The organism is Pseudomonas fragi, from assembly GCF_002269505.1.
GTDB lineage: Bacteria > Pseudomonadota > Gammaproteobacteria > Pseudomonadales > Pseudomonadaceae > Aquipseudomonas > Aquipseudomonas fragi_D.
Genome location: NZ_NQKQ01000033.1, coordinates 23,268 through 48,119 on the forward strand (window position 1 = coordinate 23,268; position 24,852 = coordinate 48,119).

Annotated in this window: 26 protein-coding genes; 16 read left to right on the top strand and 10 right to left on the bottom strand. The window is 60.1% G+C overall.

Annotated features, from left to right (window positions below; translation table 11 throughout):
- Positions 1-69: 69 nt before the first annotated feature.
- The 5 genes from CJU81_RS21520 to lpxO all read left to right on the top strand — a co-directional run bounded on the left by CJU81_RS21520 (position 70) and on the right by lpxO (position 5,402).
- Positions 70-783 carry a GntR family transcriptional regulator gene (locus tag CJU81_RS21520; RefSeq protein WP_095038168.1) on the top strand — a complete coding sequence of 238 codons (714 nt, stop codon included), beginning with the start codon at positions 70-72 and terminating at the stop codon, positions 781-783.
- Positions 780-1,784 (top strand): ADP-ribosylglycohydrolase family protein, encoded by a 1,005-nt coding sequence (locus CJU81_RS21525; protein ID WP_095038169.1) that lies wholly within the window; start codon positions 780-782, stop codon positions 1,782-1,784. Before CJU81_RS21520 ends, CJU81_RS21525 begins: the two co-directional genes overlap by 4 nt.
- 98 nt (positions 1,785-1,882) lie before the next feature.
- Positions 1,883-3,346, top strand: a complete 1,464-nt coding sequence (locus CJU81_RS21530; RefSeq protein ID WP_095038170.1) for a purine-cytosine permease family protein — start codon at positions 1,883-1,885, stop codon at positions 3,344-3,346.
- Complete coding sequence (locus tag CJU81_RS21535) at positions 3,339-4,274, top strand: PfkB family carbohydrate kinase (RefSeq protein WP_095038171.1); 936 nt, start codon at positions 3,339-3,341, stop codon at positions 4,272-4,274. The genes CJU81_RS21530 and CJU81_RS21535 overlap by 8 nt, the downstream gene beginning before the upstream one ends.
- A gap of 228 nt (positions 4,275-4,502) precedes the next feature.
- Positions 4,503-5,402: a lipid A hydroxylase LpxO gene (lpxO, locus tag CJU81_RS21540; protein ID WP_095038172.1), complete on the top strand. Its 900-nt coding sequence runs from the start codon at positions 4,503-4,505 to the stop codon at positions 5,400-5,402.
- Positions 5,403-5,492: 90 nt separating this feature from the next.
- Here lpxO and copD read toward each other — a convergent pair whose 3' ends face one another.
- Together copD and copC are read right to left on the bottom strand one after the other, a co-directional pair.
- Positions 5,493-6,341, bottom strand: coding sequence for a copper homeostasis membrane protein CopD (gene copD, locus CJU81_RS21545; protein ID WP_095038195.1), 849 nt, complete (start codon positions 6,339-6,341; stop codon positions 5,493-5,495).
- Between the two features lie 4 nt (positions 6,342-6,345).
- Positions 6,346-6,720, bottom strand: coding sequence for a copper homeostasis periplasmic binding protein CopC (gene copC / locus CJU81_RS21550; protein WP_095038173.1), 375 nt, complete (start codon positions 6,718-6,720; stop codon positions 6,346-6,348).
- Between the two features lie 109 nt (positions 6,721-6,829).
- Between copC and CJU81_RS21555 the strand changes: the two genes are divergently transcribed.
- A complete protein-coding gene (locus CJU81_RS21555) occupies positions 6,830-7,375 on the top strand; it encodes a histidine phosphatase family protein (protein ID WP_095038174.1) in 546 nt (181 codons plus the stop codon).
- Between the two features lies 1 nt (position 7,376).
- On the opposite strand, the gene bkdR is transcribed toward CJU81_RS21555, so the two are convergent.
- On the bottom strand, positions 7,377-7,865 hold the full coding sequence (gene bkdR, locus CJU81_RS21560; RefSeq protein WP_016781430.1) for a Bkd operon transcriptional regulator BkdR: 489 nt from the start codon (positions 7,863-7,865) through the stop codon (positions 7,377-7,379).
- A gap of 205 nt (positions 7,866-8,070) precedes the next feature.
- Here bkdR and CJU81_RS21565 point away from each other — a divergent pair, with 205 nt between their 5' ends.
- From CJU81_RS21565 to CJU81_RS21595, 7 genes are all read left to right on the top strand, one after another.
- Positions 8,071-9,303, top strand: a complete 1,233-nt coding sequence (locus tag CJU81_RS21565; RefSeq protein WP_095038175.1) for a 3-methyl-2-oxobutanoate dehydrogenase (2-methylpropanoyl-transferring) subunit alpha — start codon at positions 8,071-8,073, stop codon at positions 9,301-9,303.
- A gap of 4 nt (positions 9,304-9,307) precedes the next feature.
- Complete coding sequence (locus CJU81_RS21570) at positions 9,308-10,363, top strand: alpha-ketoacid dehydrogenase subunit beta (RefSeq protein ID WP_095038176.1); 1,056 nt, start codon at positions 9,308-9,310, stop codon at positions 10,361-10,363.
- The gene (locus CJU81_RS21575) at positions 10,364-11,659 is read left to right on the top strand and encodes a dihydrolipoamide acetyltransferase family protein (protein WP_095038177.1); all 1,296 of its coding nucleotides are present in this window, start codon (positions 10,364-10,366) and stop codon (positions 11,657-11,659) included. It abuts the gene before it with no gap.
- Between the two features lie 2 nt (positions 11,660-11,661).
- Positions 11,662-13,050 (top strand): dihydrolipoyl dehydrogenase, encoded by a 1,389-nt coding sequence (lpdA, locus tag CJU81_RS21580; RefSeq protein ID WP_095038178.1) that lies wholly within the window; start codon positions 11,662-11,664, stop codon positions 13,048-13,050.
- 160 nt (positions 13,051-13,210) lie between these two features.
- Positions 13,211-14,596, top strand: coding sequence for a nucleobase:cation symporter-2 family protein (locus CJU81_RS21585; RefSeq protein ID WP_095038179.1), 1,386 nt, complete (start codon positions 13,211-13,213; stop codon positions 14,594-14,596).
- Positions 14,597-14,738: 142 nt separating this feature from the next.
- Positions 14,739-14,987: a helix-turn-helix domain-containing protein gene (locus CJU81_RS21590; RefSeq protein ID WP_095038180.1), complete on the top strand. Its 249-nt coding sequence runs from the start codon at positions 14,739-14,741 to the stop codon at positions 14,985-14,987.
- Entirely contained in the window at positions 14,980-15,303 is a 324-nt protein-coding gene (locus tag CJU81_RS21595) for a DUF6388 family protein (protein WP_095038181.1), read from the top strand. The genes CJU81_RS21590 and CJU81_RS21595 overlap by 8 nt, the downstream gene beginning before the upstream one ends.
- Positions 15,304-15,459: 156 nt before the next feature.
- Here CJU81_RS21595 and CJU81_RS21600 read toward each other — a convergent pair whose 3' ends face one another.
- The 5 genes from CJU81_RS21600 to CJU81_RS21620 are packed head-to-tail and all read right to left on the bottom strand — an operon-like array spanning position 15,460 to position 20,194.
- Positions 15,460-16,059 (bottom strand): ATP-binding cassette domain-containing protein, encoded by a 600-nt coding sequence (locus CJU81_RS21600; RefSeq protein ID WP_095038182.1) that lies wholly within the window; start codon positions 16,057-16,059, stop codon positions 15,460-15,462.
- Positions 16,052-16,843 (bottom strand): ATP-binding cassette domain-containing protein, encoded by a 792-nt coding sequence (locus tag CJU81_RS21605; protein WP_095038183.1) that lies wholly within the window; start codon positions 16,841-16,843, stop codon positions 16,052-16,054. Before CJU81_RS21605 ends, CJU81_RS21600 begins: the two co-directional genes overlap by 8 nt.
- Positions 16,843-17,649, bottom strand: coding sequence for an ABC transporter permease (locus tag CJU81_RS21610; RefSeq protein WP_095038184.1), 807 nt, complete (start codon positions 17,647-17,649; stop codon positions 16,843-16,845). The genes CJU81_RS21605 and CJU81_RS21610 overlap by 1 nt, the downstream gene beginning before the upstream one ends.
- A complete protein-coding gene (locus tag CJU81_RS21615) occupies positions 17,646-18,629 on the bottom strand; it encodes an ABC transporter permease (RefSeq protein ID WP_217902768.1) in 984 nt (327 codons plus the stop codon). Before CJU81_RS21615 ends, CJU81_RS21610 begins: the two co-directional genes overlap by 4 nt.
- Positions 18,614-20,194, bottom strand: coding sequence for an ABC transporter substrate-binding protein (locus CJU81_RS21620; RefSeq protein WP_095038185.1), 1,581 nt, complete (start codon positions 20,192-20,194; stop codon positions 18,614-18,616). Before CJU81_RS21620 ends, CJU81_RS21615 begins: the two co-directional genes overlap by 16 nt.
- 241 nt (positions 20,195-20,435) lie before the next feature.
- On the opposite strand from CJU81_RS21620, the gene CJU81_RS21625 reads away from it, so the two are divergent.
- Positions 20,436-20,927 carry a hypothetical protein gene (locus tag CJU81_RS21625; RefSeq protein WP_086797777.1) on the top strand — a complete coding sequence of 164 codons (492 nt, stop codon included), beginning with the start codon at positions 20,436-20,438 and terminating at the stop codon, positions 20,925-20,927.
- A 63-nt stretch (positions 20,928-20,990) separates the two neighbouring features.
- Here the strand turns inward: CJU81_RS21625 and CJU81_RS21630 are convergent, their stop codons facing one another.
- Positions 20,991-21,884, bottom strand: coding sequence for a DMT family transporter (locus tag CJU81_RS21630; RefSeq protein ID WP_095038186.1), 894 nt, complete (start codon positions 21,882-21,884; stop codon positions 20,991-20,993).
- A gap of 130 nt (positions 21,885-22,014) precedes the next feature.
- Between CJU81_RS21630 and CJU81_RS21635 the strand changes: the two genes are divergently transcribed.
- Positions 22,015-22,452, top strand: a complete 438-nt coding sequence (locus CJU81_RS21635; protein ID WP_095028643.1) for an Lrp/AsnC family transcriptional regulator — start codon at positions 22,015-22,017, stop codon at positions 22,450-22,452.
- Between the two features lie 11 nt (positions 22,453-22,463).
- On the opposite strand, the gene CJU81_RS21640 is transcribed toward CJU81_RS21635, so the two are convergent.
- Positions 22,464-23,795 (bottom strand): aminotransferase-like domain-containing protein, encoded by a 1,332-nt coding sequence (locus CJU81_RS21640; RefSeq protein WP_095038197.1) that lies wholly within the window; start codon positions 23,793-23,795, stop codon positions 22,464-22,466.
- 98 nt (positions 23,796-23,893) lie between these two features.
- Between CJU81_RS21640 and CJU81_RS21645 the strand changes: the two genes are divergently transcribed.
- Positions 23,894-24,790, top strand: a complete 897-nt coding sequence (locus CJU81_RS21645; RefSeq protein WP_095038187.1) for a DMT family transporter — start codon at positions 23,894-23,896, stop codon at positions 24,788-24,790.
- Positions 24,791-24,852: the final 62 nt, after the last annotated feature.

Sequence of the window (24,852 nt, forward strand, 5' to 3'; positions counted from 1 at the left end):
CCATCATCAAGGGCTTGTTTCGAAGGGTAAATATTGCCGAACCGACAATGCTGAGCTATTACTTTTGGCATGATCAAACAGGTTCGATTCAATAAAAAACAACGGGTGGTCGACGAACTCGTCCACCGCATCGAAAGCGGACTTCTGGCAGATGGCCACCTACTGCCGGGAGAAGACCAATTAGCCCAGGAACTGCGTGTCAGCCAAAGCACGTTGCGTGCAGCCCTGGCCGAACTGGAAAGGCGAAAATATATTGCCAAGCGCAGTGAGGGTGGCGCCATCGTTACTTATGACGGTATTACCCTTGACCAGAAAAACGGCTGGACACAGGCCCTGGCCAGCACCGGTGCGCGTATTCACACTGAACTGCTGAGACTGCAGTGCATAGAACGCCCGGACTTGCTCCATCAGTTCGGCTTGAGCCAGTTCGTAATTCTGGAGCGTCGCCGTCGCCGCGATGATGGCACTGCGATTTCCCTGGAGCGCTCACTCATGCCCGCAACAGGTGGCCTCGAAGGTCTGCCCCGTGTCGGACTGATTGACGACTCACTCACCATCACGCTGGCGGCCTACGGCTTTGTCGGCGATCGCGGCGACCAGTGGATTGGCGCCGAGCCACTCAACGAACAAGACGCACTGTTGCTCGGCCGCCCTGCCGGGACAGTTTTTCTCAAGGCGCTACGCACCACCTATGACCGCCACGGACGCTTTATGGAAATGGTTGAAAGCTGGCTGGACCCTGTGCACTTTCGTATGTACCACGCGTTTGGCACACCGACATGACGCCGACTGATCACGCCCTTGGCGCACTGTACGGCCTTGCCCTGGGTGACGCCCTGGGCATGCCCACCCAGGCGTTCAGTCGCGGGCAGATTCAGGCCCGGTTTGGCCACATCACCACCCTTGAGAACGCTGCGGCCGATCAGCCCATTGCGCCAAACATGCCCGCGGGCTCAATCACCGACGACACCGAGCAGGCGATTCTGGTCGGGCAATTGCTGGTGGCGGGCAACGGCCATATTGACCCTGACCAGCTTGCCCGACGCCTGATCAGTTGGGAATCGGGCATGCAGGCCAAGGGCTCGCAAGATTTGCTCGGGCCTTCGACCAAACGCGCTATCGAGATGATCCTCGCTGGCCACAGCCCCGCCGAGTCAGGCCGCTATGGCACCACCAACGGCGCCGCCATGCGTATTGCCCCGGTGGGCATCGCCAGCGATATCAATCAACCGGAACGCTTCGTCCATGCTGTAGTGCAAGCCTGCCAGGTCACGCACAACACCAGCCTGGGGATTGCCAGTGCAGCCGCAGTGGCCGCGGTGGTCTCCAGTGGCATCAACGGTAAAAAGCTTGAGCAAGCCCTCAATACTGGCACCGAAATGGCTTTTATCGCCGAGCACCACGGCCACTGGGTTGCCGGGGGCCGCATGGGGCCGCGCATCCGCTGGGCCAGACAGGCAAGCAGCGCGTGCAACCCCGATAATATTGGCGACCTGCTCTATGACGTGATTGGCACTTCGGTCGCCTCCCAGGAATCCGTGGTGGTCGCCTTTGCCCTCGCACAGCGAGTCGCGGATGGCACACTGAACAGCTTCGATGCCCTGTGCATGGCCGCCAGCATTGGCGGCGACACCGATACCATTGCCGCCATCCTCGGCGCCATGCTCGGCGCTTGCGGTGGATTGCAGCAGTGGCCAGCGACGCTGATCGCACAGGTGGTGCAGGTCAACGATCTGCACCTGGAGCCGCTGGTACACGACCTGCTAGCCCTGCGCCTTGCGTAACCCCCGCGCAATAAACTGCAACGTGCCTGGCCTTGCAAGGGGCCAGCGCCAAACACATGCTGCGACAACGATAACAACAGCATCAGGAGCCAAATGCCATGACTTCCACTGACGCCGGGCACAGTGCCGGGCAACTGGAAACACGCGGCATCGAGCCCGTTCCCGAACAGGAGTGCAACGGCAACCCCTTGCAACTGTTCTGGGTCTGGTTTGCCGCCAACATCAGCATTCTCGGCTTGCCACTGGGCGCCACGCTGGTGGCCTTCCATCAACTGGCCATTTGGCAGGTTGTTATCGTCGCCTTGATCGGAGCGGGCGGTTCGTTTGCCGTGGTCGGCGTGATATCCATCGCCGGTCGACGGGGCCGAGCGCCTAGCCTGACGCTGTCGCGCGCAATCTTCGGCGTACGCGGCAATATAGGTCCCACACTGGTTTCACTGATTTCGCGGGTCGGTTGGGAAACCGTCAACACCACCACCGCGGCATTTGTGCTGCTGGCCTTGTCTTCAATCCTGTTCAATACCCCTGCCGAAGCCAAAAGCACACCGCTACTGACCCTAGTGTCCATCGCCATTTTCACCCTGCTGACCCTTGCGGTGTCCGGCCTGGGCCACGCAACGCTGTTGCTGATCCAGAAGTGGGCCACTTACGTGTTTGGCGCGCTCAACCTGCTGGTCGGAGGCTTTCTGTGCGCCACCATCAACTGGCAAGGCGTCTTCAATGCCAGCCCGGCGCCGGTCAGCGCCGTGATTATCGGGATCGGCATCATGGCCGCGGGCACCGGCATCGGTTGGGCCAACGCCGGGGCTGATATGTCGCGTTACCAAAAATCCAGCGTCAGTGCCGCCCAACTGGTGGCCAGTGCTGCCTGGGGCGCGGGAATTCCGCTGGTCCTGCTGATCACTCTGGGGGGGTTGCTGACGGTCGGCAACCACGAACTGGCATCCGCCACCGACCCCATTGCAGCAATACGTAACATGCTGCCCTCCTGGATGGCGGTTCCCTACCTGCTCAGCGCCTTTGGCGGCCTGTTGCTGTCCAATCATCTGTCCGTCTATTCGGCCGGCCTTACCACCCTGACCCTGGGCGTGAAAATCAAACGGGTGCAGGCCGTCGTCGTGGATATCGTGGCTATTTTCTGTGGTTCGATTTACTTCATGCTGTTTGCCGACAGCTTTTACGGCCCTTTCATCACGTTTATCTCACTTACAGCCATCCCGATTACTGCCTGGGTAGCGATCTTTATCGTCGACCTGCTGCACCGCCACTGCTACAGCGCGAACGATTTGCTCGACGTCAGCGCCAGCAGCGCCTACTGGTACAACGGCGGTATCGAATGGCGGGCCTTGGGTGCCTGGGCCGTGGCCCTGGTGCTGGGGTTGTGCTTTACCCGTGTGGGCAGCAACGATGCCGACTGGTTTGTCGGCCCGCTTGCCGATTCCTGGCTGGGCCACAACGGCCTGGGCTGGGTCGTCACATTCATCGTGGCTGGCGGCCTGTATGCGCTGCTGGGCGGCGCCAGAGACCGTCGCCAGCCTGCACCGGACAGCGCCCATGCCTAGACTGCTGCACAGCGGCCAGGTGATCGTCGACCTGGCCATGAGCCTGGACACCCTGCCCGCCTCAGGCGGCGATGCGCTGGCCCACAGCGCCAGCTTTCACGCCGGTGGCGGTTTCAACGTGATGGCCGCCGCCCAGCGCAACGGGTTACAGAGTGTTTACCTGGGCCGTCATGGCCAGGGGCAGTTCGGTGATCTGGCGCGCCAGGCGATGCACGCTGAAGGCATCCAGATGACCTTGCCCATCGACCCGGGCAAAGACACAGGGCTGTGCGTCGCACTCACCGAAGCCAGCGCCGAGCGCACCTTTATTTCCTGTATTGGCGCAGAAGGCGGGTTGTCAGCCCATGACCTCGCTCACGTCAGCGTACAACCTGACGACCGGGTATATGTCAGCGGTTACAGCCTGTTGCATGCGGACAAGGCGCAGCCGCTTTTGCAATGGATAAGGGGCCTGCCACATAGCATTCAAGTAACCTTCGACCCTGGCCCGCTAATAGCCGATATCGACCCGCAACTGCTCGATGCCCTGCTCCCGCGCCTGTATCTGTGGACCAGCAACCGGCGTGAGGCGCAGAGCTTTACCCACACCACTACGCTGGCTGACGCCCTGCGTGCGCTGACGGCCCGCCTGCCTGCACACTGCCTCACGGTTGTGCGCGATGGTGCGCAAGGCTGCTGGCTCAGTGATGGTCACGGCCAGCAACACATTCCAGGGTTCAAGGTGCAGGCGCTCGACAGCAACGGTGCCGGCGACGCACATACCGGTGTATTGATTGCCGCACTGGCGGCCGGGCATGACGCCGTTCAAGCCGCGACAAGAGCCAACGCCGCAGCGGCACTGGCTGTCACCCGCCGGGGCCCGGCGACCGCCGCAAACAGTAAAGAGGTGGATGCTTTAGTGGGTAAAACAGGCCGCGGGAAGCGCTGAAAAAGCACGCTGCGCAGGTAAAAACGACTTGAACTGCGGCTGCAACCCGACCAAAGACTGTAAGCGAATATGTATAAAAACATCATGAAAGCTGGAAAATGCGCAAAGTGCTGTTTTAACCTTACGCATTGGCTCCCATTAAGCGACACACGCGCCCGATATTTCCTAAAGGATGTCGGGCCACTTGCGTGTGCAGGGCTGCGTTTATCCTGACTTGTGACGATACTTTTGAAACTCATCATTATTGCTGTTTACGTTTTGTCCATCGCCTATGTCCACCTGAGGGGCAAGGTTCGCCATAAACTCGGGCGTCAACTGAGCGATCACTCTACCTTCATGGCGCCGATCAACTGCTTCCTCTACCTGTTTTCCAAAGTCCCCAGCCAGCCCTACCTCAAACCTGCCGACTTCCCCGAGCTGCAGCCCTTGCAGGACCACTGGCAGGAAATCCGCGAAGAAGCCCGCAACCTTATGCAGGCCGGTCAGATCAAGCGTTCCGAGCAGCCCAACGATGTCGGCTTCAACTCATTCTTCAAAAGTGGCTGGAAGCGCTTTTACCTGAAGTGGTATGGCGACAACCACCCTTCGGCGGTCGAGTTATGCCCGCGCACCATTGAACTGCTCAACAGCATCGGTACGGTCAAGGCCGCCATGTTTGCCGAATTGCCGCCTGGCTCAAAACTGGTGCGTCACCGCGACCCCTATGCTGGCTCGCTGCGTTTTCACCTGGGCCTGGACACCCCGAATGACCCCGGCTGCTACATCAACGTTGATGGCCAGAACTATGCATGGCGTGACGGCGAAGCGGTGATGTTTGACGAAACCTTCATCCATTACGCCGAAAACACTACCGACAAGAACCGCATCATCCTGTTCTGCGACGTCGAGCGCCCGATGCAGTATCGCTGGGCCAGCGCTTTCAATCAGTGGTTCAGCCGCACGGTGATGGCCTCGGCCAGTTCCCCTAACGGAGCCACCGACAAGACCGGCGCGCTGAACCGCGCATTTACCCGGTTGTACAAGATCCGCCTGCGCGGCAAGGAGCTGAAAAAGCGCAACCGCACCCGTTATTACCTGGAGAAGTGGCTGGTTTTCGGTGGCTTGCTGGGCGTGTTTTTACTGATCTAGGCATGTAGTCGCTGACGAGGCACAAGGCTGGGACAGGGCCATGTGCGGGGCCGCTACGCAGCCCATCGCAGCCTCGTGCCTCGTCAGCGACTACACCACCAGCGGCGCCAAAGTGCCGAGCAATGACACGGCAGCAACTGCCGCCAGGCCAAACAGCCATTCACAGGCAACGCTGGTGCGCAATATGGCCAAGTGACCCGAGCGGCTCATCAGCAGATTAAACAGCGCCAGCAGCAACATCACCCCCACCAGCGTCACTTTGACCAACAAAATTAGGGCGAACCCCTCAAACAAGGGGGTAGGCCAAAGAGCGCCGGTCAGCACCCGAGTGTTGATCAGCCCGGTCACAATGATTCCGGCTACCAGCACAAAGCCGAGATTGCTGAAACGCTGCAAAATGGCTGTGACTGCGTGCCCGTCAGGGCGCACAAGGACCAACAGCAGCCCCGCCAGACCACCGATCCAGGCGCTGACACACACCAGATGAACCAATTGGTTAAGCATCAGCAACTGCCCGCGCCAGCCATCCAGCATCGCGCCATGCCCGACCGGCGCCAGCGTGGCCAGCAGCAGGAAGCTCAACAACCCGATAAGGTTAAAACCACCGCGCCCCTGCAAGGCCATCAGCAGCAATACACAGAACAGCAGATGAAAGGCCCACACCTGACCGAAAAAGGTGCTACCCAACACCAGCCACAACGTTGTCGGGGCCAGGGTCTGCGGCCAGCTGCCTGCCATCGAATGGGTGGTCAACAATAACCAGGCCACGCCACTGGCTAGCCCCACCCATGCGAGGACACGACAGGCCGTGCGCAATTGGCCATCTATTACACTGCCCGGCCCTGTCCCGCGTAACAAAGGCCTGAATGCACAGGCCCCGAACATCAACAGCACCACGCTGAAATGCACAAACCGGCAAACGACCATTGCGCTGGCAATCAACTCAGTTGCTCACCGTAAAACTGTAGTCGCCTGCACTCTTGTGGGTGTCGACAGACACGGCATTCCATTTGACGTTATAGGTGCCCGCCGGCAACGGCTGCGCCGGCGTTACGATCAGGACTTTCTTGTTCGCAGGTTCGGTCTTGATGCTGCTGACGGCCACCGGCGCCTGGTCATGGCTGATCACAACCTTGGTAAACGCCTGCTCCACCCCTTCGCTGAACACCAGGCGCAGTTCATTGACGCTGTGCACCGTACTGTCGGCGGCGGGCGTCGCCTGCTCCAGATGGGCATGGGCAAACGCCGCACCGGCAGCGCTCATCAGTGACAGCAACGCAGCAGTATTGAGGACTTTTTTCAAGAAAGCGGCAGCCATTGCAAAGTACCTTGAGAGTGAATTACGCGGTCATAATACTCGCCTAAACTGATTTGAAGGGCGAGCGCAGGCAACACAATTACCGTGTCTCCCCCGCAAGGATTCCAGCATGCCCACCCGCCTCAGCTTTATTTGTCATGCCCGCACCGAAGCCCAGCGCCTGGGGCGATTTGCCCTGGATGAGCCGGCCGAACCAAAAGGCTTGCTGCTGGCAGCCGAACTAAGTGCTCGGCTGAAAAAACCGGTACGCATACTCTGCGCCCCCGAAACCCGCACCCTGCAAACCGCGCAGGCACTGGGGGGCGAAATCGAGATTGTCCCGGCGCTGGGCGACTACGATATCGGTGACTGGCAGGGTCAGCGCCTGTCAGACCTGCAACAAAGTATGCCCCTGGCGCTTGCCAACTGGATCAACAACCCCTACGCCGCGCCCCATGGTGGCGAATCGGTACAGGACCTGTGCCTGCGGGTCAGCGCCTGGCTCGACGAGTTTCGTGAAGAGGGCCACTTTGCCGTGGTCACCCACCCGTTCGTGATCCGCGCCGCCCTGTTGCATGCGCTGGCGGCGAGCACCGCCTCTTTCAACCTGATTGACGTAGAGCCGTTGTCGATCGTTGACCTGCGCTTCAACGAGCGCTGGCGGCTGCGGGTGTGAATCACTCTTCCAGCGTCAGCCCGCCGGGCGGCAGAGGCAATGCGGTTTTGTAGCGCACCTGCTTGAGGGCAAAGCTGGAGCGGATATTGGCCACGCCGGGCACCTTGGTCAAAAAGTCCATCATGAAGCGCTCCAGCGCCTGAATGCTGGGCACCAGCACACGGATCAGGTAATCCGGGTCGCCGGCCATCAAGTAGCACTCCATGACTTCATGGCGATCGGAAATCGCCGCTTCAAAATGTTGCAGGGCTTCCTCGACCTGTTTTTCCAGGCTGACATGGATAAACACGTTGACATGCAGCCCCAGCATATCGGCGTCGAGCAAGGTCACCTGCTCGCGGATCAGGCCGCGTTCTTCCATGGCCTTGACCCGGTTGAAACACGGCGTCGGCGACAGGTTTACCGAACGCGCAAGGTCCGCATTGGTGATGCGCGCATTCTGCTGAAGGCTGTTGAGAATCCCGATATCCGTTCGATCTAGCTTGCGCATGAGACAAAAGCACCTGTTTTTTATGTTTATGCAGAATTCTTATCCTTAAATGCTGCAAAGCACAATGAACTACAGAGAAATATTCTTCCGCGTCAGGAATATGATTGTTGTAGGACAAGATCCGGGCTTCCATCAGACAGGTCTTCGACAGTATCACCTAGCTCCCGCGCCTATAAACACGACAAGATCGAGCGTAGAGAAAGCCATGAATGAATATGCACCGCTGCGCCTGCACGTTCCCGAACCCTCCGGCCGCCCAGGCTGCAAGACCGACTTCAGTTACCTGCGCCTGACCGATGCAGGTTGGGTGCGCAAACCGCCGATCGACGTAGAGCCGGCCGACACCGCAGACCTGGCCAAAGGCCTGATCCGTGTGCTCGATGATCAAGGCCGGGCATTGGGCCCGTGGGCCGAAGGCGTATCGAGCGAGGTGCTGCGCGAAGGCATGCGCGCCATGCTCAAGACGCGTATTTTTGACACCCGCATGGTGGTCGCCCAGCGTCAGAAAAAAATGTCGTTCTATATGCAAAGCCTTGGCGAAGAAGCCATCGGCAGCGCTCAGGCCCTGGCCTTGAACATCGACGACATGTGCTTCCCCACCTACCGCCAGCAAAGCATTCTGATGGCCCGCGACGTGCCACTGGTGGACCTGATCTGCCAATTGCTCTCCAACGAACGCGACCCGCTCAAGGGTCGGCAATTGCCGATCATGTATTCGGTGCGCGACTACGGCTTTTTCAGTATTTCCGGCAACCTCGCCACCCAATTCGTACAGGCGGTTGGCTGGGGCATGGCGTCGGCCATCAAGGGCGACACCAAAATCGCCTCGGCCTGGATTGGCGACGGCGCCACCGCCGAATCTGACTTCCACACCGCCCTCACCTTTGCCCACGTTTACCGCGCCCCGGTCATCCTCAACGTGGTCAATAACCAATGGGCCATTTCGACCTTCCAGGCCATTGCCGGTGGCGAGTCCACCACCTTCGCCGGGCGTGGCGTGGGCTGCGGCATTGCTTCGCTGCGGGTTGACGGCAACGACTTCATCGCCGTGTACGCCGCCTCGGCCTGGGCCGCAGAGCGCGCACGCCGCAACCTGGGCCCGACGCTGATCGAGTGGGTCACTTATCGCGCAGGCCCGCATTCCACCTCCGACGATCCGTCCAAGTATCGCCCTGCCGATGACTGGAGCCACTTCCCGCTGGGCGATCCGATTATTCGCCTCAAGCAGCACCTGATTGCCACCGGCAACTGGTCGGAAGAAGAGCACGCCGCGGTCAGCGCCGAACTGGAAGCAGAAATCATCGGCGCGCAAAAGGAAGCCGAGCGCTTTGGCACCCTGGCCGGTGGGCAAATCCCGAGTGCCGCGAGCATGTTTGAAGACGTGTACAAGGAAATGCCCGAGCATTTGCGCCGGCAACGCCAGGAATTGGGGTTATAACCAGATGAACGACAACAATAAAATTCAGATGGAGAACGCCGTGAGTACCAGCACCATGACGATGATCCAGGCCCTGCGCTCGGCCATGGATGTGATGCTTGAGCGCGACGATAACGTGGTGGTGTTTGGCCAGGACGTGGGCTACTTCGGCGGCGTGTTTCGATGCACCGAAGGTCTGCAGGCCAAGTACGGCAGCTCGCGGGTGTTCGACGCGCCGATCTCGGAAAGCGGCATCGTCGGCACCGCCGTGGGCATGGGCGCCTATGGCTTGCGCCCGGTAGCCGAAATCCAGTTTGCCGACTACTTCTACCCGGCGTCCGACCAAATTGTTTCTGAAGCGGCGCGCCTGCGTTACCGCTCTGCCGGCGAGTTTATCGCGCCAATGACCATCCGCATGCCCTGCGGCGGCGGGATTTACGGTGGCCAGACCCACAGCCAGAGCCCCGAGGCCATGTTTACCCAGGTCTGCGGCCTGCGTACCGTGATGCCGTCCAACCCCTACGACGCCAAGGGCCTGCTGATTGCCGCCATCGAAAACGATGACCCGGTGATCTTCCTTGAGCCAAAACGCCTGTACAACGGCCCGTTCGACGGCCACCACGACCGCCCGGTTACGCCCTGGATGAAGCATCCGGCCAGCGCCGTGCCCGACGGTTACTACACCGTCCCGCTGGACTGCGCCGCCATCGTGCGACCCGGCACTGAAGTCACCATCCTGACCTACGGCACCACCGTTTATGTGGCCCAGGTGGCCGCCGAAGAAACCGGCATCGACGCTGAAGTCATCGACCTGCGCAGCCTCTGGCCGCTGGATCTGGACGCCATTGTCACCTCTGTAAAAAAGACCCGCCGTTGCGTTGTCGTGCACGAGGCCACCCGCACCTGCGGGTTTGGCGCCGAGCTGATCACACTGGTTCAAGAGCACTGCTTCCACTACCTGGAAGCACCAATCGAGCGCGTAACCGGCTGGGATACCCCCTATCCCCATGCCCAGGAGTGGGCCTATTTCCCCGGCCCGGCGCGAGTGGGTGCTGCACTACAACGGGTTATGGAGGTCTGAATGGGTACGCACGTTATCAAGATGCCGGACATTGGCGAAGGCATTGCGCAAGTTGAACTGGTGGAATGGTTTGTCAAAGTCGGTGACATGGTCAGCGAAGACCAGGTGGTCGCCGATGTGATGACCGACAAGGCCACGGTAGACATCCCCTCCCCCGTGGCCGGCAGGGTCCTGGCCCTCGGTGGCCAGCCTGGCGAAGTAATGGCCGTGGGCAGCGAGCTGATCCGCATCGAAGTCGAAGGCGCCGGCAACCTGCGTGAAAGTGCGCAAGCTGGCCCTGCAGCGCAACCTGCTGCAGCCGAACCTGCAGTCGCCGCAGTAAAAGCCGCCCCCCAGGCCCGCGTCGAAGTGGCCGTGGTGGCCGCTCCGCCAATCAAGGCGGCACCGGCACACCGATCTGCGCCTGTGGCCCGCGAAGCCAACGAGCGCCCGCTGGCCTCCCCGGCCGTGCGCAAGCGCGCCTGGGACAGCGGCATCGAATTGCGTTTTGTGATCGGGAGCGGCCCGGCCGGTCGTGTACTGCATGACGACCTGGATGCATACCTGGCCCGCGACACCGAAACCAGCGTCGCACCGGCCAGCGGTTACGCCAAACGTAACGACGAGCAAAAGATCCCGGTGATCGGCCTGCGCCGCAAGATCGCCCAACGCATGCAGGACGCCAAGCGCCGCGCCGCACACTTCAGTTACGTCGAGGAAGTGGACGTCACCGCCCTCGAAGAACTGCGCACCCAGCTCAATCAAAAATGGGGCGACAGCCGTGGCAAGCTGACCCTGCTGCCGTTTCTGCTGCGGGCCATGGTGGTGGCCTTGCGCGACTTCCCGCAGATCAACGTGCGTTATGACGACGAAGCGCAAGTCATCACCCGCTTCGGTGCCGCCCATATCGGCGTTGCGGCGCAAAGCGAAGGGGGCTTGATGGTGCCTGTGGTGCGCCATGCCGAGACCCTCAACCTGTGGGGCGCGGCCAATGAAATCGCGCGCCTGGCCAACGCCGTGCGCACCGGCAAGGCCACCCGTGAAGAACTCACCGGCTCAACCATCACCCTGACCAGCCTGGGAGCATTGGGCGGCATAGTCAGCACGCCGGTGGTCAACCTGCCCGAAGTGGCGATCATCGGCGTCAACCGCATCGTCGAGCGCCCGGTGGTGGTCAAGGGCCAGATCGTCATCCGTAAAATGATGAACCTCTCCAGCTCCTTCGACCATCGCGTGGTCGACGGCATGGACGCGGCGCAATTTATCCAGGCCATGCGTGGCTTGCTCGAACAACCTGCCACCCTGTTTGTGGAGTGAACATGCAGCCAACCCAACACACCACGCTGCTGATTATCGGTGGCGGCCCTGGCGGTTATGTCGCGGCCATCCGCGCCGGCCAGCTGGGCATCCCCACGGTACTGATCGAAGGCCAGTCGCTGGGCGGTACCTGCCTGAACGTCGGCTGCATTCCGTCGAAGGCCCTGATCCATGTAGCCGAGCAGTTTCATGCCACCCGGCGCTACAGCAATAACGGCTCACCGCTGGGGATCAAGACCCAGGCACCGACCCTGGATATCGGCCAGAGCGTGCAATGGAAAAACGGCATCGTTGATCGCCTGACCACCGGCGTAGGCGCCTTGCTGAAAAAAAATGGCGTCAAGGTCATTCATGGCTGGGCCAACATCCTGGATGGCAAGGCTGTTGAAGTCGGCGGTCAACGCATCGAATGCGAGCACCTGCTGCTGGCCACCGGCTCGCACACTGTGGACCTGCCGATCCTGCCCATCGGCGGCGCGATCATTTCTTCCACCGAGGCCCTGCAACCCACGGCCATCCCCAAGCGCCTGACCGTGGTTGGCGCAGGCTACATCGGCCTGGAGCTGGGTATCGCCTACCGCAAGCTCGGCGCCGAAGTCACGGTTGTCGAAGCCCGCGACCGGATCCTGCCGACTTACGACAAGGACCTGACACTACCGGTAGCCGAATCCCTCAAGGCGCTGGGAATTACCTTGTACCTGGAACACAGCGTCGAAGGTTTCCAGGCCAGCAGCAAGACCCTGTCGATGCGTGACCGCATGGGCCAGAGCCAGACCCTGGAAACCGATCAGGTACTGGTGGCTGTAGGGCGTCGCCCGCGCACCGGCGGTTTCAACCTGGAGTCTCTGGCGTTGGCGATGAACGGTGCGGCGATACGCGTCGACAGCCGTTGCCACACCAGCATGCGCAATGTGTGGGCGATTGGCGACCTGACCGGCGAGCCGATGCTGGCCCACCGGGCCATGGCCCAAGGCGAAATGGTTGCCGAGATCATTGCCGGCAAACAGCGTGAATTCAGCCCCACGGCCATTGCGGCGGTGTGCTTTACCGACCCGGAAATCGTCGTGGTGGGCAAAACCCCGGTCGAGGCGCAAGAAGCAGGACTGGACTACATCAGCGCCAGCTTCCCGTTTTCGGCCAATGGCAGGGCCATGACCCTGGAAGCCAAAACCGGCTTTGTGCGGGTGGTGGCGCGCCATGACAACCACTTGATTGTCGGTTGGCAAGCTGTGGGCGCGGGGGTTTCGGAGTTGTCGACGGCTTTTGCCCAGTCACTGGAAATGGGCGCCTGCCTGGAGGACATCGCCGGCACCATCCACGCCCACCCGACCCTGGGTGAAGCCGTGCAGGAAGCGGCGTTGCGTGCGCTGGGGCATGCATTGCATCTGTAACGCCTGAAGTGGGAGCGAGCCTGCTCGCGAAGGTCGAGCACAGACATTCGCGAGCAGGCTCGCTCCCACTGTTGTGCGTTGCGGCTTGAATAACCAACCAACACTGGGCGTAATGGCCTAACACCAGTAGAATCGCGCTCTTTTTTCCAGGGCGCTCGCCATGACCTCTCTCAAAACCCCGCTCGAAGCCGAGCCCCAAACCAGCGAGCTGGTCTTGGGTCTTGAAGACCGTCCCAAGCCGTGGATCGCCTTTCTGGCAGCGCTGCAACATCTGCTGGCCATTATCGTGCCGATCGTCACCCCCGGCCTGCTGATCTGTCAGGCACTCGGTGTCTCCAGCCGTGATACCAACCTGATTGTCTCCATGTCACTGGTCATTTCCGGCATCGCCACCTTTGTCCAGTGCAAGCGCTTCGGCCCTTTTGGTGCCGGCTTGCTGATCGTGCAAGGCACCAGCTTCAACTTTGTCGGCCCGCTGATTGCGGGCGGCGCACTGATGGTCAAGCAAGGCACGCCGGTTGAAGGCGTGATGGCTGCGATCTTTGGCGTGGTGATTGCCGGCTCGTTTGTCGAAATGGGCATCTCCCGTATCCTGCCATTTGTAAAACGCATGATTACCCCGCTGGTTACCGGCATCGTGGTGCTGATGATCGGCCTGACCCTGATCAAGGTCGGCCTGATCAGCATGGGTGGCGGTTTCACGGCGATGGGCAACGGTACGTTCGCCAACGGCGAAAACCTGATGCTGTCGGGCGTGGTGCTGGCCATTATCGTGATCCTCAACCGTATCCCGCTGGTGTGGATGCGCAGTTGCGCCATTGTTATCGCCCTGGCCGTGGGCTACGCCCTGGCCGGCTACCTGGGCCGTCTGGACTTCACCGGCATGCACCAGGCCGAACTGTTCCAGGTGCCAATGCCGCTGCATTTCGGCCTGGGGTTTTCCTGGGCGCTGTTTATTCCAATGCTGGTGATCTACCTGGTCACGTCGCTGGAAGCCATTGGTGACGTCACAGCCACCAGCAAAGTGTCGCGCCAGCCGGTCGAAGGCCCGGTGTGGATGCAACGCATCAAGGGCGGTGTGCTGGTCAACGGCGCCAACTCGTTCCTGGCGGGCATTTTCAACACTTTCCCCAGCTCGGTATTTGCCCAGAACAATGGCGTGATCCAGCTCACCGGTATCGCCAGCCGCCATATCGGCGTGTGGATTGCCGGCATGCTGATCCTGCTGGGCCTGTTCCCCAGCGTTGCCGGTGCGATTCAGGCAGTGCCTGAACCGGTACTGGGCGGTGCGGCAATGGTGATGTTCGGTGCCGTTGCGGCTTCGGGTATCAATATTCTGGCCAGCATCACTCTGGACCGCCGTGCCCTGCTGATCATTGCCGTGTCTCTGGCGCTGGGCCTGGGCGTGTCGCAAGTGCCCGAGTTCCTGGCGCATATGCCTGCGGCCCTGCGTAACGTGCTGGAGTCAGGCGTGGCTACAGGCGGTATTTGTGCACTGCTGTTGAACTGGTTCCTGCCGGAAACCGAGAAAAAACCGACGCTGTAAGCGAAGCAGCCAAGCAGGAGTGTCTTTTGCCCTCCTGCTTGAACTTACAAATAAGGGGGCACGTTTCCCGGTGCATCTTTCCCTATTTCTCCATTTGGCCTACTCTTTTTGACACCCCTCATGCCTGACATAGGCGATGTTTATGAACACATACGGTGAACGACTCAAATACGAGCGTTTACGCTTGGAACTGACACAGGCACAACTGGCAGATGCGGGTGGTGTCGGGCGCCACGCCCAAAGCTGCTATGAACGCGATATTACCCAGCCCCGTGCCGACTATCTGGCGGCCATTACTCTGCTCGGCATTGATGTGTTGTTCATCATCACAGGCAAGCGCACCCTGCATATCGGCACCCCGCCTATTTCCGAGGACATCCGTTGTGACTGAGCCAGGCCCACTGCATCAAAAAGCGCTTGATCGTTTTCTCAGTGAGCACCCTGAACTGATCGTAGAACTAGAAACATTGAATCCACTGGCCGCCCGCGCTATCGGCCAGTCGATGAAAGAATTTCGCCAGGAGCGCTTGAACGAAGCCTTTGAGGCCGAGGCAGAGCGCCTGGGGTTTTTCGCCTGGGAGCTGACGCTGCAATTGACCAGCGCCAGCCCGCAAGAGTTTGAGGCCAGGCGCCTTGAAGTGCATCGCGAAGTGGCGCAAATGGCCGCCATGGACTGGGCTGAATACTGCGAGCTGCATGGCCTGTAGCTGTAATCGCCCCCTGTAGTCGTTGACGAGCTCCGCGAGGCTACATGCGACGATGAAATCGTCGTAAACCCGATAAGCGTGATCTATCTGAAACGCCGAGCAGCATGCTTTACGACTGCTGCGCAGCCGTTCGCAGCCTTCGTTCCTCGTCAGCGACTACAAGGATGGGTCCGGGTACCAAATACTCGAACACACCTTGTGCAACAACGCCTTGTTGTGGCTGAACACTATCAGCCCCAATTCACGTCGTGTGGCCTCTTCCAGCAATACTTGCCAGACCTGTGCCTGAATATGCGCATCCAGTTGTGCCGTGACTTCGTCTGCTATCAGGTAGCGAGTACGCGGATCAAGGGCCCTGAGCAAGGCGATACGCGCCAGTTCACCGCCAGACAATTCGTCCGGGCGTCGGGCCAGCCAGTCGGGGTTGACCGCCAGACGCGCCAGCCATTCAGCATCCGGCGACCAGGCATCACGCAGGCTCTCGCCTGTGGTGCGATAGGGGTTGAAGGTTTGCTCGGGATGCTGCGGCACCAGCTGGACCGGGCAGTAGCCCTTTTGCGACAACGGTTTGCCGCCCACCATCACACGGCCCGAGGTTGATGACTGCCATTGCGCCAGCACCCGGCCCAGGGTCGTTTTGCCATAGCCGCTGGGCGCCGAGATGCCCTGGCGCTCCCCCGGCCGCACCTGGAACGACACGTTGTCCCAAAGCTGGCGGCCATCCTGAACGATGCTGAGTTGCTGGACCTCAAGCATATTCGGGCACCCGGCGGGCAAAGAATTGTTGTTCGGGCAAGGCCGCCCACAGCGACTGCAACCAGGGGCTGCCGCCGTTTTCTCGCAATTCTTCAGCACTCAGGGTTTCGTGCAGCTCGCCCTGATGCAGCACGGCGATTCTGTCGGCAAAACGCGCCGCCAGTGCCAGGTCATGGGTCACCCATAAAATCCCCCGGCCTTGCAGGCAAAAGCTCTTGAGGTGGGTCAGCAGTTGGCAGGCGTGGTCGTCATCCAGCCATGAGGTGATCTCGTCCGCGAGAATATAGCGCGCATGGGTCAAGGCCGCGCAACTGGCCAGTACGCGCTTGGCCATGCCCCCCGACAGCATGCGCGGAAATTCGTCGACCAGTTCCGGCTTGAGGTTGTAGTGCTTGAGTTGCTCGGCCACCGCGTCGAGCCCCAGCTTGACCCCGCTCAATTGTGCGGCGCGTTGCAATTGCGGCCCGACCTTGATCAAGGGGTTCAGGGCACTCACGCCCTGAGGCACATAACACACGGTCTTGCCGCGCTGGTCGACCTTGCCGGTCTCCCCCAGCACCTGACCGTCGAGCACTATTTCACCGCGACAGCGCATGTTTTCCGGGAGCAAGCCCAAAGCGCTTTGCAGCAGCAGGCTTTTGCCTTCGCCGCTGGAGCCTACCAGCGCCACCAACTCGCCAGGGTGTACTTGCAGGGAGATGTTGCTCAGCAGCGGATGCCAGGTTTTGTGGCCCAGCCAATGGTAGTGAGCAACGTCGATCGCAAACCGGTCGAATTTCAGCATCAGGTAATCCTTATCCAGAGCTGCTGCAATGCCCGCGCAAATTGGTCAAAGACCAACACCAGTGCCACCAGAATCAAACCCGGAAAAAACGCCAGCCACCAGGCGCCACTGCTCAAGTACCTTAGCGCATCGGCCAGCAACAGGCCCAGCGACGGATCATGGGGCGCCAGGCCGAAGCCCAGGAAGCTCAACGCCGCCGAATGCAGGACCGCGTGGGGAAACATCAACAAAGTGCCGACGATCCACTGCGGCATCAGCAAGGGCAGCAAGTGATGACGCCAGCGGTAGAAACTGCTGTTGCCCAGGCGATGGGAAAGCATCACAAAATCGGTCTCGCGGATGCGCAGGATCTCGCCGCGCAGGATCAGGGCCAGGCGCGGCCAGTGAGTCAGTGCCACAGCCAGGATGACGCCCTGTTTACCGCCGCCCAAAGTGAAGCAAATCAATACCAGCAGCAACAAATGCGGCAGCGCCAGCATGCTGTCGATAAGCCCGCGAATCAAGTAATCCAGGGTTTTGTTCAATGCACACAAACTGGCCGCCAGCATCGCCAGAAAACCGCTGCTGAAGGCTGCCGTCAGGCCGATTTGCAGGCTGGTGGTCATCCCCTGAAAACACCGCAACCACAAGTCACGACCCAGGCTGTCAGTGCCAAACCAGTACTCCGCAGAGGGTGGCAGGCGCCGTGCCAGCAGATCCATGGAGACATCAATATTGATGATTGAGATACCGTAGGCGATCAATCCCAGCAGTATCAACAACGAGAGGCAAAGCCTGAGCAATGCGCCATTGGGGTTGTAAGTCATGACTGGCGCGCCGCCCCGCGGTTGAGGCGCAACAACAGCGCGTTGGCAATGCTGTTGCCGGTAAATACCAGCACCGCACAAAACATCACGATCCCCATCAACAACGGAATATCGCCGCGCAACCCGGCATCAATCGTGGCCTGCCCCAGGCCTGGATAGGCGAACACTTTTTCGGCCAGCAACGAGCCGCCGATCAGCTCTCCCACCGAGGCGAATTGCAGGCACAAGGCCGGGGTGATGGCGTGGCGCAGGATATGAAAGTTGATCAGCGGCCAGCCTTTGTCGCCCTGGGCATGGGCGTAACGGATAAATTCGCTGTTCATGACCTCGGCCACCCGCGAGCGGGTATGCAGGGCAATATTGCCTACACCCAGCACGCCAAGGGCCAACATGGGCAGAATCAAGTGCCTGAGCTTGTCGCCCCAGGATGCGGTTTGGGCATTGCTGCCAGGGGTCCAGGCGCAGCAGATCGGCGCCCAGTTGAGCGTCACGGCAAACAGTGACAGCAACAGCAGGCCAATCCAGAACGTCGGCATGGACGCCAGCACATAAGACAGGGTCGAGATAAGGCGGTCGGGCCAACGGTTCAGGTACCGCCCCGCCGTCAGCCCCATGGCCAGGCCGACGATGCCGGAAAACAGCCAGGCCGAGAACAGCAGTGCAAACGAGGTGGCAAAACGCTCGCCAATCACTTGTGAGACCGGCGCGTTATAGAGCATGGAATAGCCGAAATCACCATGCAGCATTTGCCCGAACCAGCGCAAAAAACGCTCCCACAACGGCAGGTCGAGCCCCCAGCGCGCCGCAATCAACGGGTACTGCTCGGGGGGAACGTGCAGCAGATCGTTACCTATATAGGCGCGGATCGGGTCCACCGGAGAAAAACTGAGCAAGGCAAATGTGCCCGCTGCCGTGACCAGCAGCAGGCCCATCAAGCGCACCACGAAAAGCGACACGCCGCGAATCACTGGCAGGTCCACTTCCAGCCATCAACGCTGTTGAGCAGCGACCAGGAGCCGTGAATTTCCGGGGCGCCCTTGCCCAGATCGACGCACTCATCGGTAAGGTAGGTGTGCTGCACATTGAGCAACCAGGCCCAGGCCGCGTCACCTTTTACCCCGACACCGGTTTTGCCGTCCCACTCCACTTGCTGCCAGAACGGCACGGCCTGCTGCCAGGTTGGCGCATCGAGGGCTTGCTGCAGATGCTGATCGACAACCGGGTTACGGTAATAGCCGGGGTTGTAGTACTCCACGCCCGCCGCCTTGCTGCTATAGTGATGGTAAAGCTCCATCGGGTCGAGGCTGCCCCAGCCAAACAGGGTCGGGTTGGCGTGCATATTGCGCTCAACGGTTTCCCAACTGCCGGACTTCAAGTCCACGTCGATGCCCACGGGTTTGAGCATCGAGCGCACGGCCTGGGCCAGGTCACGGCGGGTGGCATCGCCACTGGCGTACCACAGGGTGATTTTGGCCGGCAGACCGTCTTTTTCACGGATGCCGTGGGCGTTTTCAATCCAGCCCGCATCTTCCAGTATCTGTCGCGCCTTGGCGATATCGCCATCCTTGAAGGCCGCCTGCGGGTTATCCCACGGCAAACCCTGCACGCCGGTATAGGCCGGGATCGCGTGGCCTTCGAGAATCTGATCGGCAAGCAGTTGGCGATTGATGGCGTAGTTGATGGCTTTGCGAATGGCGACATCGGCCGTCACATCATTGCCAATGGGGTAGCCCTGGGCATCTTTTTTACCGGATGCGATGGTTGGCATCACGATGCCACGGTTTTCCACGCTGGGCCGAACCCAAAGCTTCATGCCCGCGGCAGGCGTCACTGCCAGCGAAGGGGCAATGCGCACAATGCCCAACTGCTTGCTTTGGGCAGCGGCAAAGGCGCTGTCTTCATCCAGGAACACAAACACCAGTTTGTTGAAATCATTTTTTTGCCCCGCGTAATACGGGTTGGCCTCAACAATTAACTGCTGGCCCGGCTGGTAGCTGACCAAGCGATAAGGCCCGGCGCCAATCGGCTTTTGCGCATAGGTTTTGGCGTCGTATTTGTCTGCCGAGACGATCCCCAGCGAACCGAGCACGTTGACGAACGTGCTTTGCGGCGCCTTGAGCTCAATACGTACTGTGAGCGGATCCACCGCCTCAGCCTTGAGGAAGTTGCCCATATCGACCTTGCCGCCACTGGCCGCCGCATTGTTGTAGGTGTAAGCCACATCCTTGGCCGTCAGCGGCGAGCCGTCGGAGAACTTCAGGTCGGGCTTGAGCTTGAGGGTCCAGGTCTTGCCATCCGCGCTGGTCTGATAATCGCTGAGCAGAAAGCTGCTCCAGGACAAATCTTCGTTTTGCTTGAGCAAAGGGCTGTGCAGCAGCAAGTAGCTGCCGTGGCTCCAGCCCAGCATCGGATCGAAGCCTTCGGTCGGCTCATCGCCAATGGCCAGTTGCAGGGTGCGGTCCTGCGCTGACTGGGCAGGCGCTGCCAGCACACTCAACAAGGCAGCCGCCACCAGGGTGTTACGCATCCATGCAGGCTTTGACATCTATCCTCCTGATAAAAAATAGCCTCACCCAAACGGGCCTTGCGCAGGTTACCGCGCCCCACAGTAATAGCAGCCTGATTCTAAAAAGCCAGTTATGCATCTGATTTTTTAGGGATTTTCCAGGCTCTACGACTTACCTTGTAACAATTGCTACAGGTCAGGTTCCCAGGACATGGCTGTGCTATACCAATGGGTACGATTATTCAGTCACGCCTTACAGACTCAGCTGACAGAGGTTCGCATGTTCAAAGGATTAGCCGGTCACCTCACAGAAAAAAACCTTCACTCGATCAACACCTTGCCGTCCAACAATATCGAATTGTTCGACTGTTATGCCGGTTTGATCCTGGGCCACCTGTACCGTAACTTCCCCTTGCCCATCACCCTGACTGCCGAGCGCTTTATCGACTACAAAGGCTTGGCGGACAGCAACCGCGAGGCGCTGGAAAAAGAAGAGAACCTGTTCCTGGCCACGGTCAAATGGCTGGCCGACATCGGCTACATCCACTTCGACGGCATGTCGGGCGTCGCCTTTTTCGAAGTGGTACTGACCAACAGCGGGCTACTGATCCTGCGCGCTTACCCGGAAGGCACCGACACCGCGCCGACCCTGGGCGAAAAGCTGGCACAGTGCGTCATGAACGAGAACACCGCCGATATGAGAGCGCTGGTCACTCAAGCATTGAGCTTGGGCGTGCGCATGATCAGCCCGATGAGCCGGTCGGGGATTTAAACCAGGCCGGCAAGGCCCTTGGCCATGAATTCTCAGGGTGGCCAGGGGCTTTAAGCGCACGCGTCATCCATTCACCACCCGCCGTCCTCCAACCCGCCACCCCAGCTGAATCCCGGCTGCCGCAAGCAGAATTGCCGCAACGCCAACCCATTGCAGCGGTTGCAGGCGATGGCCGAAGGCAAACCAGTCCACGAATATCGCAGCAATGGGATAGATAAAGCTCAGTGCTCCGATCAATGCCGTGGGCAGTTTCTGGATTGCTCCGTAGAGCAGTACATACATCAAGCCGGTATGCACCACGCCAAGTGTCAGTAATGCGCCCCAGGCCTGTGTGCCCGCAGGCAGCTCGGTGAAGTTGGCCACTGGCGCCAGCAGCAGGGCTCCGGTGCTGACCTGGATCAGGGCGATCAGGTGCGGGGGGATCCCGCGCAGGCGTTTGATGATCAGGACAGCCACGGCGTACATCAAGGCCGCACTCAGCGCCAGGGCAATCCCCAGCAAGTACTCACTGCCGCTCTCCCCTTGCCCGCGATGGGCGCTAACGATTGCCAGCATGCCCACAAACGACACCGCCAGCCAGGCCAGTTTGTGCAGGGTAATTCTTTCACCAAGGAACAACGCCGCCAGACCGAGCAGGATAAACGGCTGAACGTTGTAGACCGCCGTACCAATGGCAATTGATGCCCTGGAGTAGGACGCGAACAACAATACCCAATTGGCAACGATGGCCACACCGCTCAGAACAATCAGCGCAAAGGTATGGCGGTTGAGCAAACCGCGGCGTAAAAACCCCATCCGCGCACAGATCAGCAGCAACGTCGCAGCGCCAAACACACAGCGCCAGAACACGACATCCAACACGGCTTGCCCGCTCAGCAGGACGAGCCAGCCGATGGTGCCGGAAATCAGCATGGCGGCGACCATTTCCAGCGAACCGCGTTGCAAGGTTTTGTCCATATTTGCCTCCCTCAAAGTAGGAAACAGTATGGCAATCGCGATTCGTGCCGCGCCATAATCCAGAAAAGGCAATGGGTGATTTTTGCCTTTAGTGTTAAGGCATTTTGCCAATTTGGCCTAAGGAGCACAGATGAACGACGAGATAGATCAGCTGTTGATCAGCGCACTGATGCAAGACTCACGCAGCTCGCTAAAAACACTGGCCAGCCTCAGCGGCCTGTCATCACCCAGCGTCGCCGAGCGCATTCGCAAGCTCCAGGAGCGCGAAGTTATCAAGGGCTACACCCTGGAAGTCGACCCCAAAGCCTTTGGCTACCAACTCCAGGCCATCATCCGCATTCGCCCGTTACCGGGGCAATTGCAGGAAGTGGAGCGCCAGATCCAGAACATCCCCCAATTCACCGAGTGCGACAAGGTGACGGGCGATGACTGTTTTATTGCTCGCCTGCATGTGCGATCAATCGAGCAACTGGACAGCCTGCTGGATGGCCTCAACGCCTATGCCGAAACCAATACGGCGATCATCAAGAAAAGCCCGGTCAAACGCCGGTTGCCGCCCATGGCCTGAGTGCTGGCGCCTCATGCATGGGCTTGCACCACCCATTTGACTTTCGCCAGGCCTTCACGCAATGACGCCATGTCCACCGAGCCCAGCGCCAGCCTGATCGCATGGGGCACATGCACCGAGGTTGCAAAGGGCTGGGCGGTAGACACCGATACCTGCTCACGCTCCAATGCCGCAGCCACCTGGTCCGCCCTGGCATCCTCCGACAAAGGCAACCAGACAAAGTAGGACGATGGATGGCGGATCCTGTGCAAACCCACCAACTGCTCGTCAGCTATGAGCTGCCTTGCCTGTGCGTCCTTGCGCTTTTGCGCCTCCAGGCGGGTCACAGTTCCGTCGTCGAGCCAGGCGCTGGTGATGGCGGTCATCACACCGGGAGCATTCCAGGCAGTCACGCGGATTATTCGCTCAAGAGTGCTGATCTTTTCTGCAGGCGCGACGATGAAGCCAACGCGTAAACCCGCTGCGACGCTCTTGGAAAAACCGGACACGTAAACCGTTCTTTCCGGCGCCAATTCAGCCAAAGACGTCGGTGGGTTTTCGACTAAAAAAGCGTAGGCAGCATCCTCAATAATCTGCAGATCATGCAACCTGGCGATCGTGACCAGTTGCTGGCGCTGCTCCAGACTCATCACCCAGCCCAACGGGTTGTGCAAAGTCGGCATGCAGTAGATTGCACGCACCGAGCGGGTGCGACATAGCTTGGCGAGGGCATCCAGATCCGGCCCGTGTTGTGTACTCGGGATGGGCAGGATTTCCAGGTGCAGTGCCAGCGCCAGTGCCTTGAAGCCCGGGTAGGTCAATTCGTCGACCGCGATCACGTCACCGGGCTGCAGCAGTCCCATCAGCACCACGCTCAACCCGTGTTGTGCGCCATTGACGATCAATACCTGTTCGGCGGCTACCTGCAGCCCGCTCCTGGCCAGATGCCGCGCCACTGATGCGCGCTCATGCAGGCGACCGCCGTGAGGCTGATAGCGCAACAACGATTCCAGGTCCCCGGACAACGCCAACTGCCGCAGTGCTGTACGCAGCAGTTCGGCCTGGCCTGGCAAGGAGGGATAGTTGTAGTTGAGGTCGAGCATCCCCGGGGTCACGTCGGGCTGGTCGATACCGTGCCCGGGCGGTAGCGAGGTTTCCCGGACAAAGGTGCCACGCCCGGTTTCGCCGCTGACCAGACCCATGGCCTCAAGCTCGGCATACACCCGACTGGCAGTGACCAGCGCCAGCCCTTCGCTGGCCGCGAGCTGGCGATGGGTCGGCAAACGCGTGCCCGGCGACAGACGGCCTGAGCGAATATCGGCAGCAAAGGCGTCAACCAGCGACTTATAGCGGGAACGGGGCATCGGCATTTGTATCCATGACAATTTTTTGATTGTCATCAATCATCAGCCCTAGGATGCATTGAATGCAATCCCGCGATTAGCCTTGAGCGTGAGACTCGATGGAACGTACCTCGAACCTGCAAAACCCCACCACTGAAAAAAACCTGAGCGGCTGGATAAACGGCTTTATCGGCGTGGTTATTTTCAGTGCCTCACTGCCCGCCACCAAGGTGGCGGTGCTGGAGTTCGATCCCGTGTTCCTCACCCTGGCCCGTGCCAGCATTGCCGGGGTACTGGCCCTGGCCATGCTCGGGCTGCTCAAGGCCCGGCGGCCACAGCGCAGTCAGCTGGTACCCCTGCTACTGGTTGCGACCGGGGTTGTGGTGGGTTTTCCGCTGCTGACCGCGCTGGCTTTGCAGCATGTGACATCGGCGCACACCATTGTCTTTCTCGGCCTGCTGCCGCTGTCTACCGCAGCCTTCGCCGTGGTGCGCGGGGGTGAACGGCCGCGGCCGGCGTTCTGGCTGTTCTCGATCCTGGGCAGCGCGTGCGTCGTGGCCTATGCCCTGGCGCAAGGCCTGAGCGCAGCTCCCGAGGGTGACATCCTGATGCTCCTGGCAGTACTGATCTGCGGTCTTGGCTATGCCGAAGGGGCCAAGCTGTCGCGGACGCTGGGCGGCTGGCAGGTGATTTCATGGGCGCTGGTGCTGTCCCTGCCATTGATGGCACCGCTGGCATGGCTGTGGGCTCCGGCTTCGTTCAAAGGCATTGGCGCACCCGCCTGGTTTGGGCTGGCCTACATTTCCGTGTTCAGCATGCTGATCGGCTTTGTGTTCTGGTACCGGGGGCTGGCGCAGGGCGGGATTGCCGCCGTCGGGCAATTACAATTGCTACAACCCTTTTTTGGTTTGGCACTCGCTGCCACCTTGCTGCACGAGACTGTGAGCATGGGCATGTTTGGCGTTACAGCGGCCGTGATTGTGTGCGTTGCGGGGGCCAAGAGGTTTGCCAGGTAGGCTGTACCCCCGGACTTGACCCCGTACAAGTCGGTACTGGCTATGCCGATGACACTTTGAGA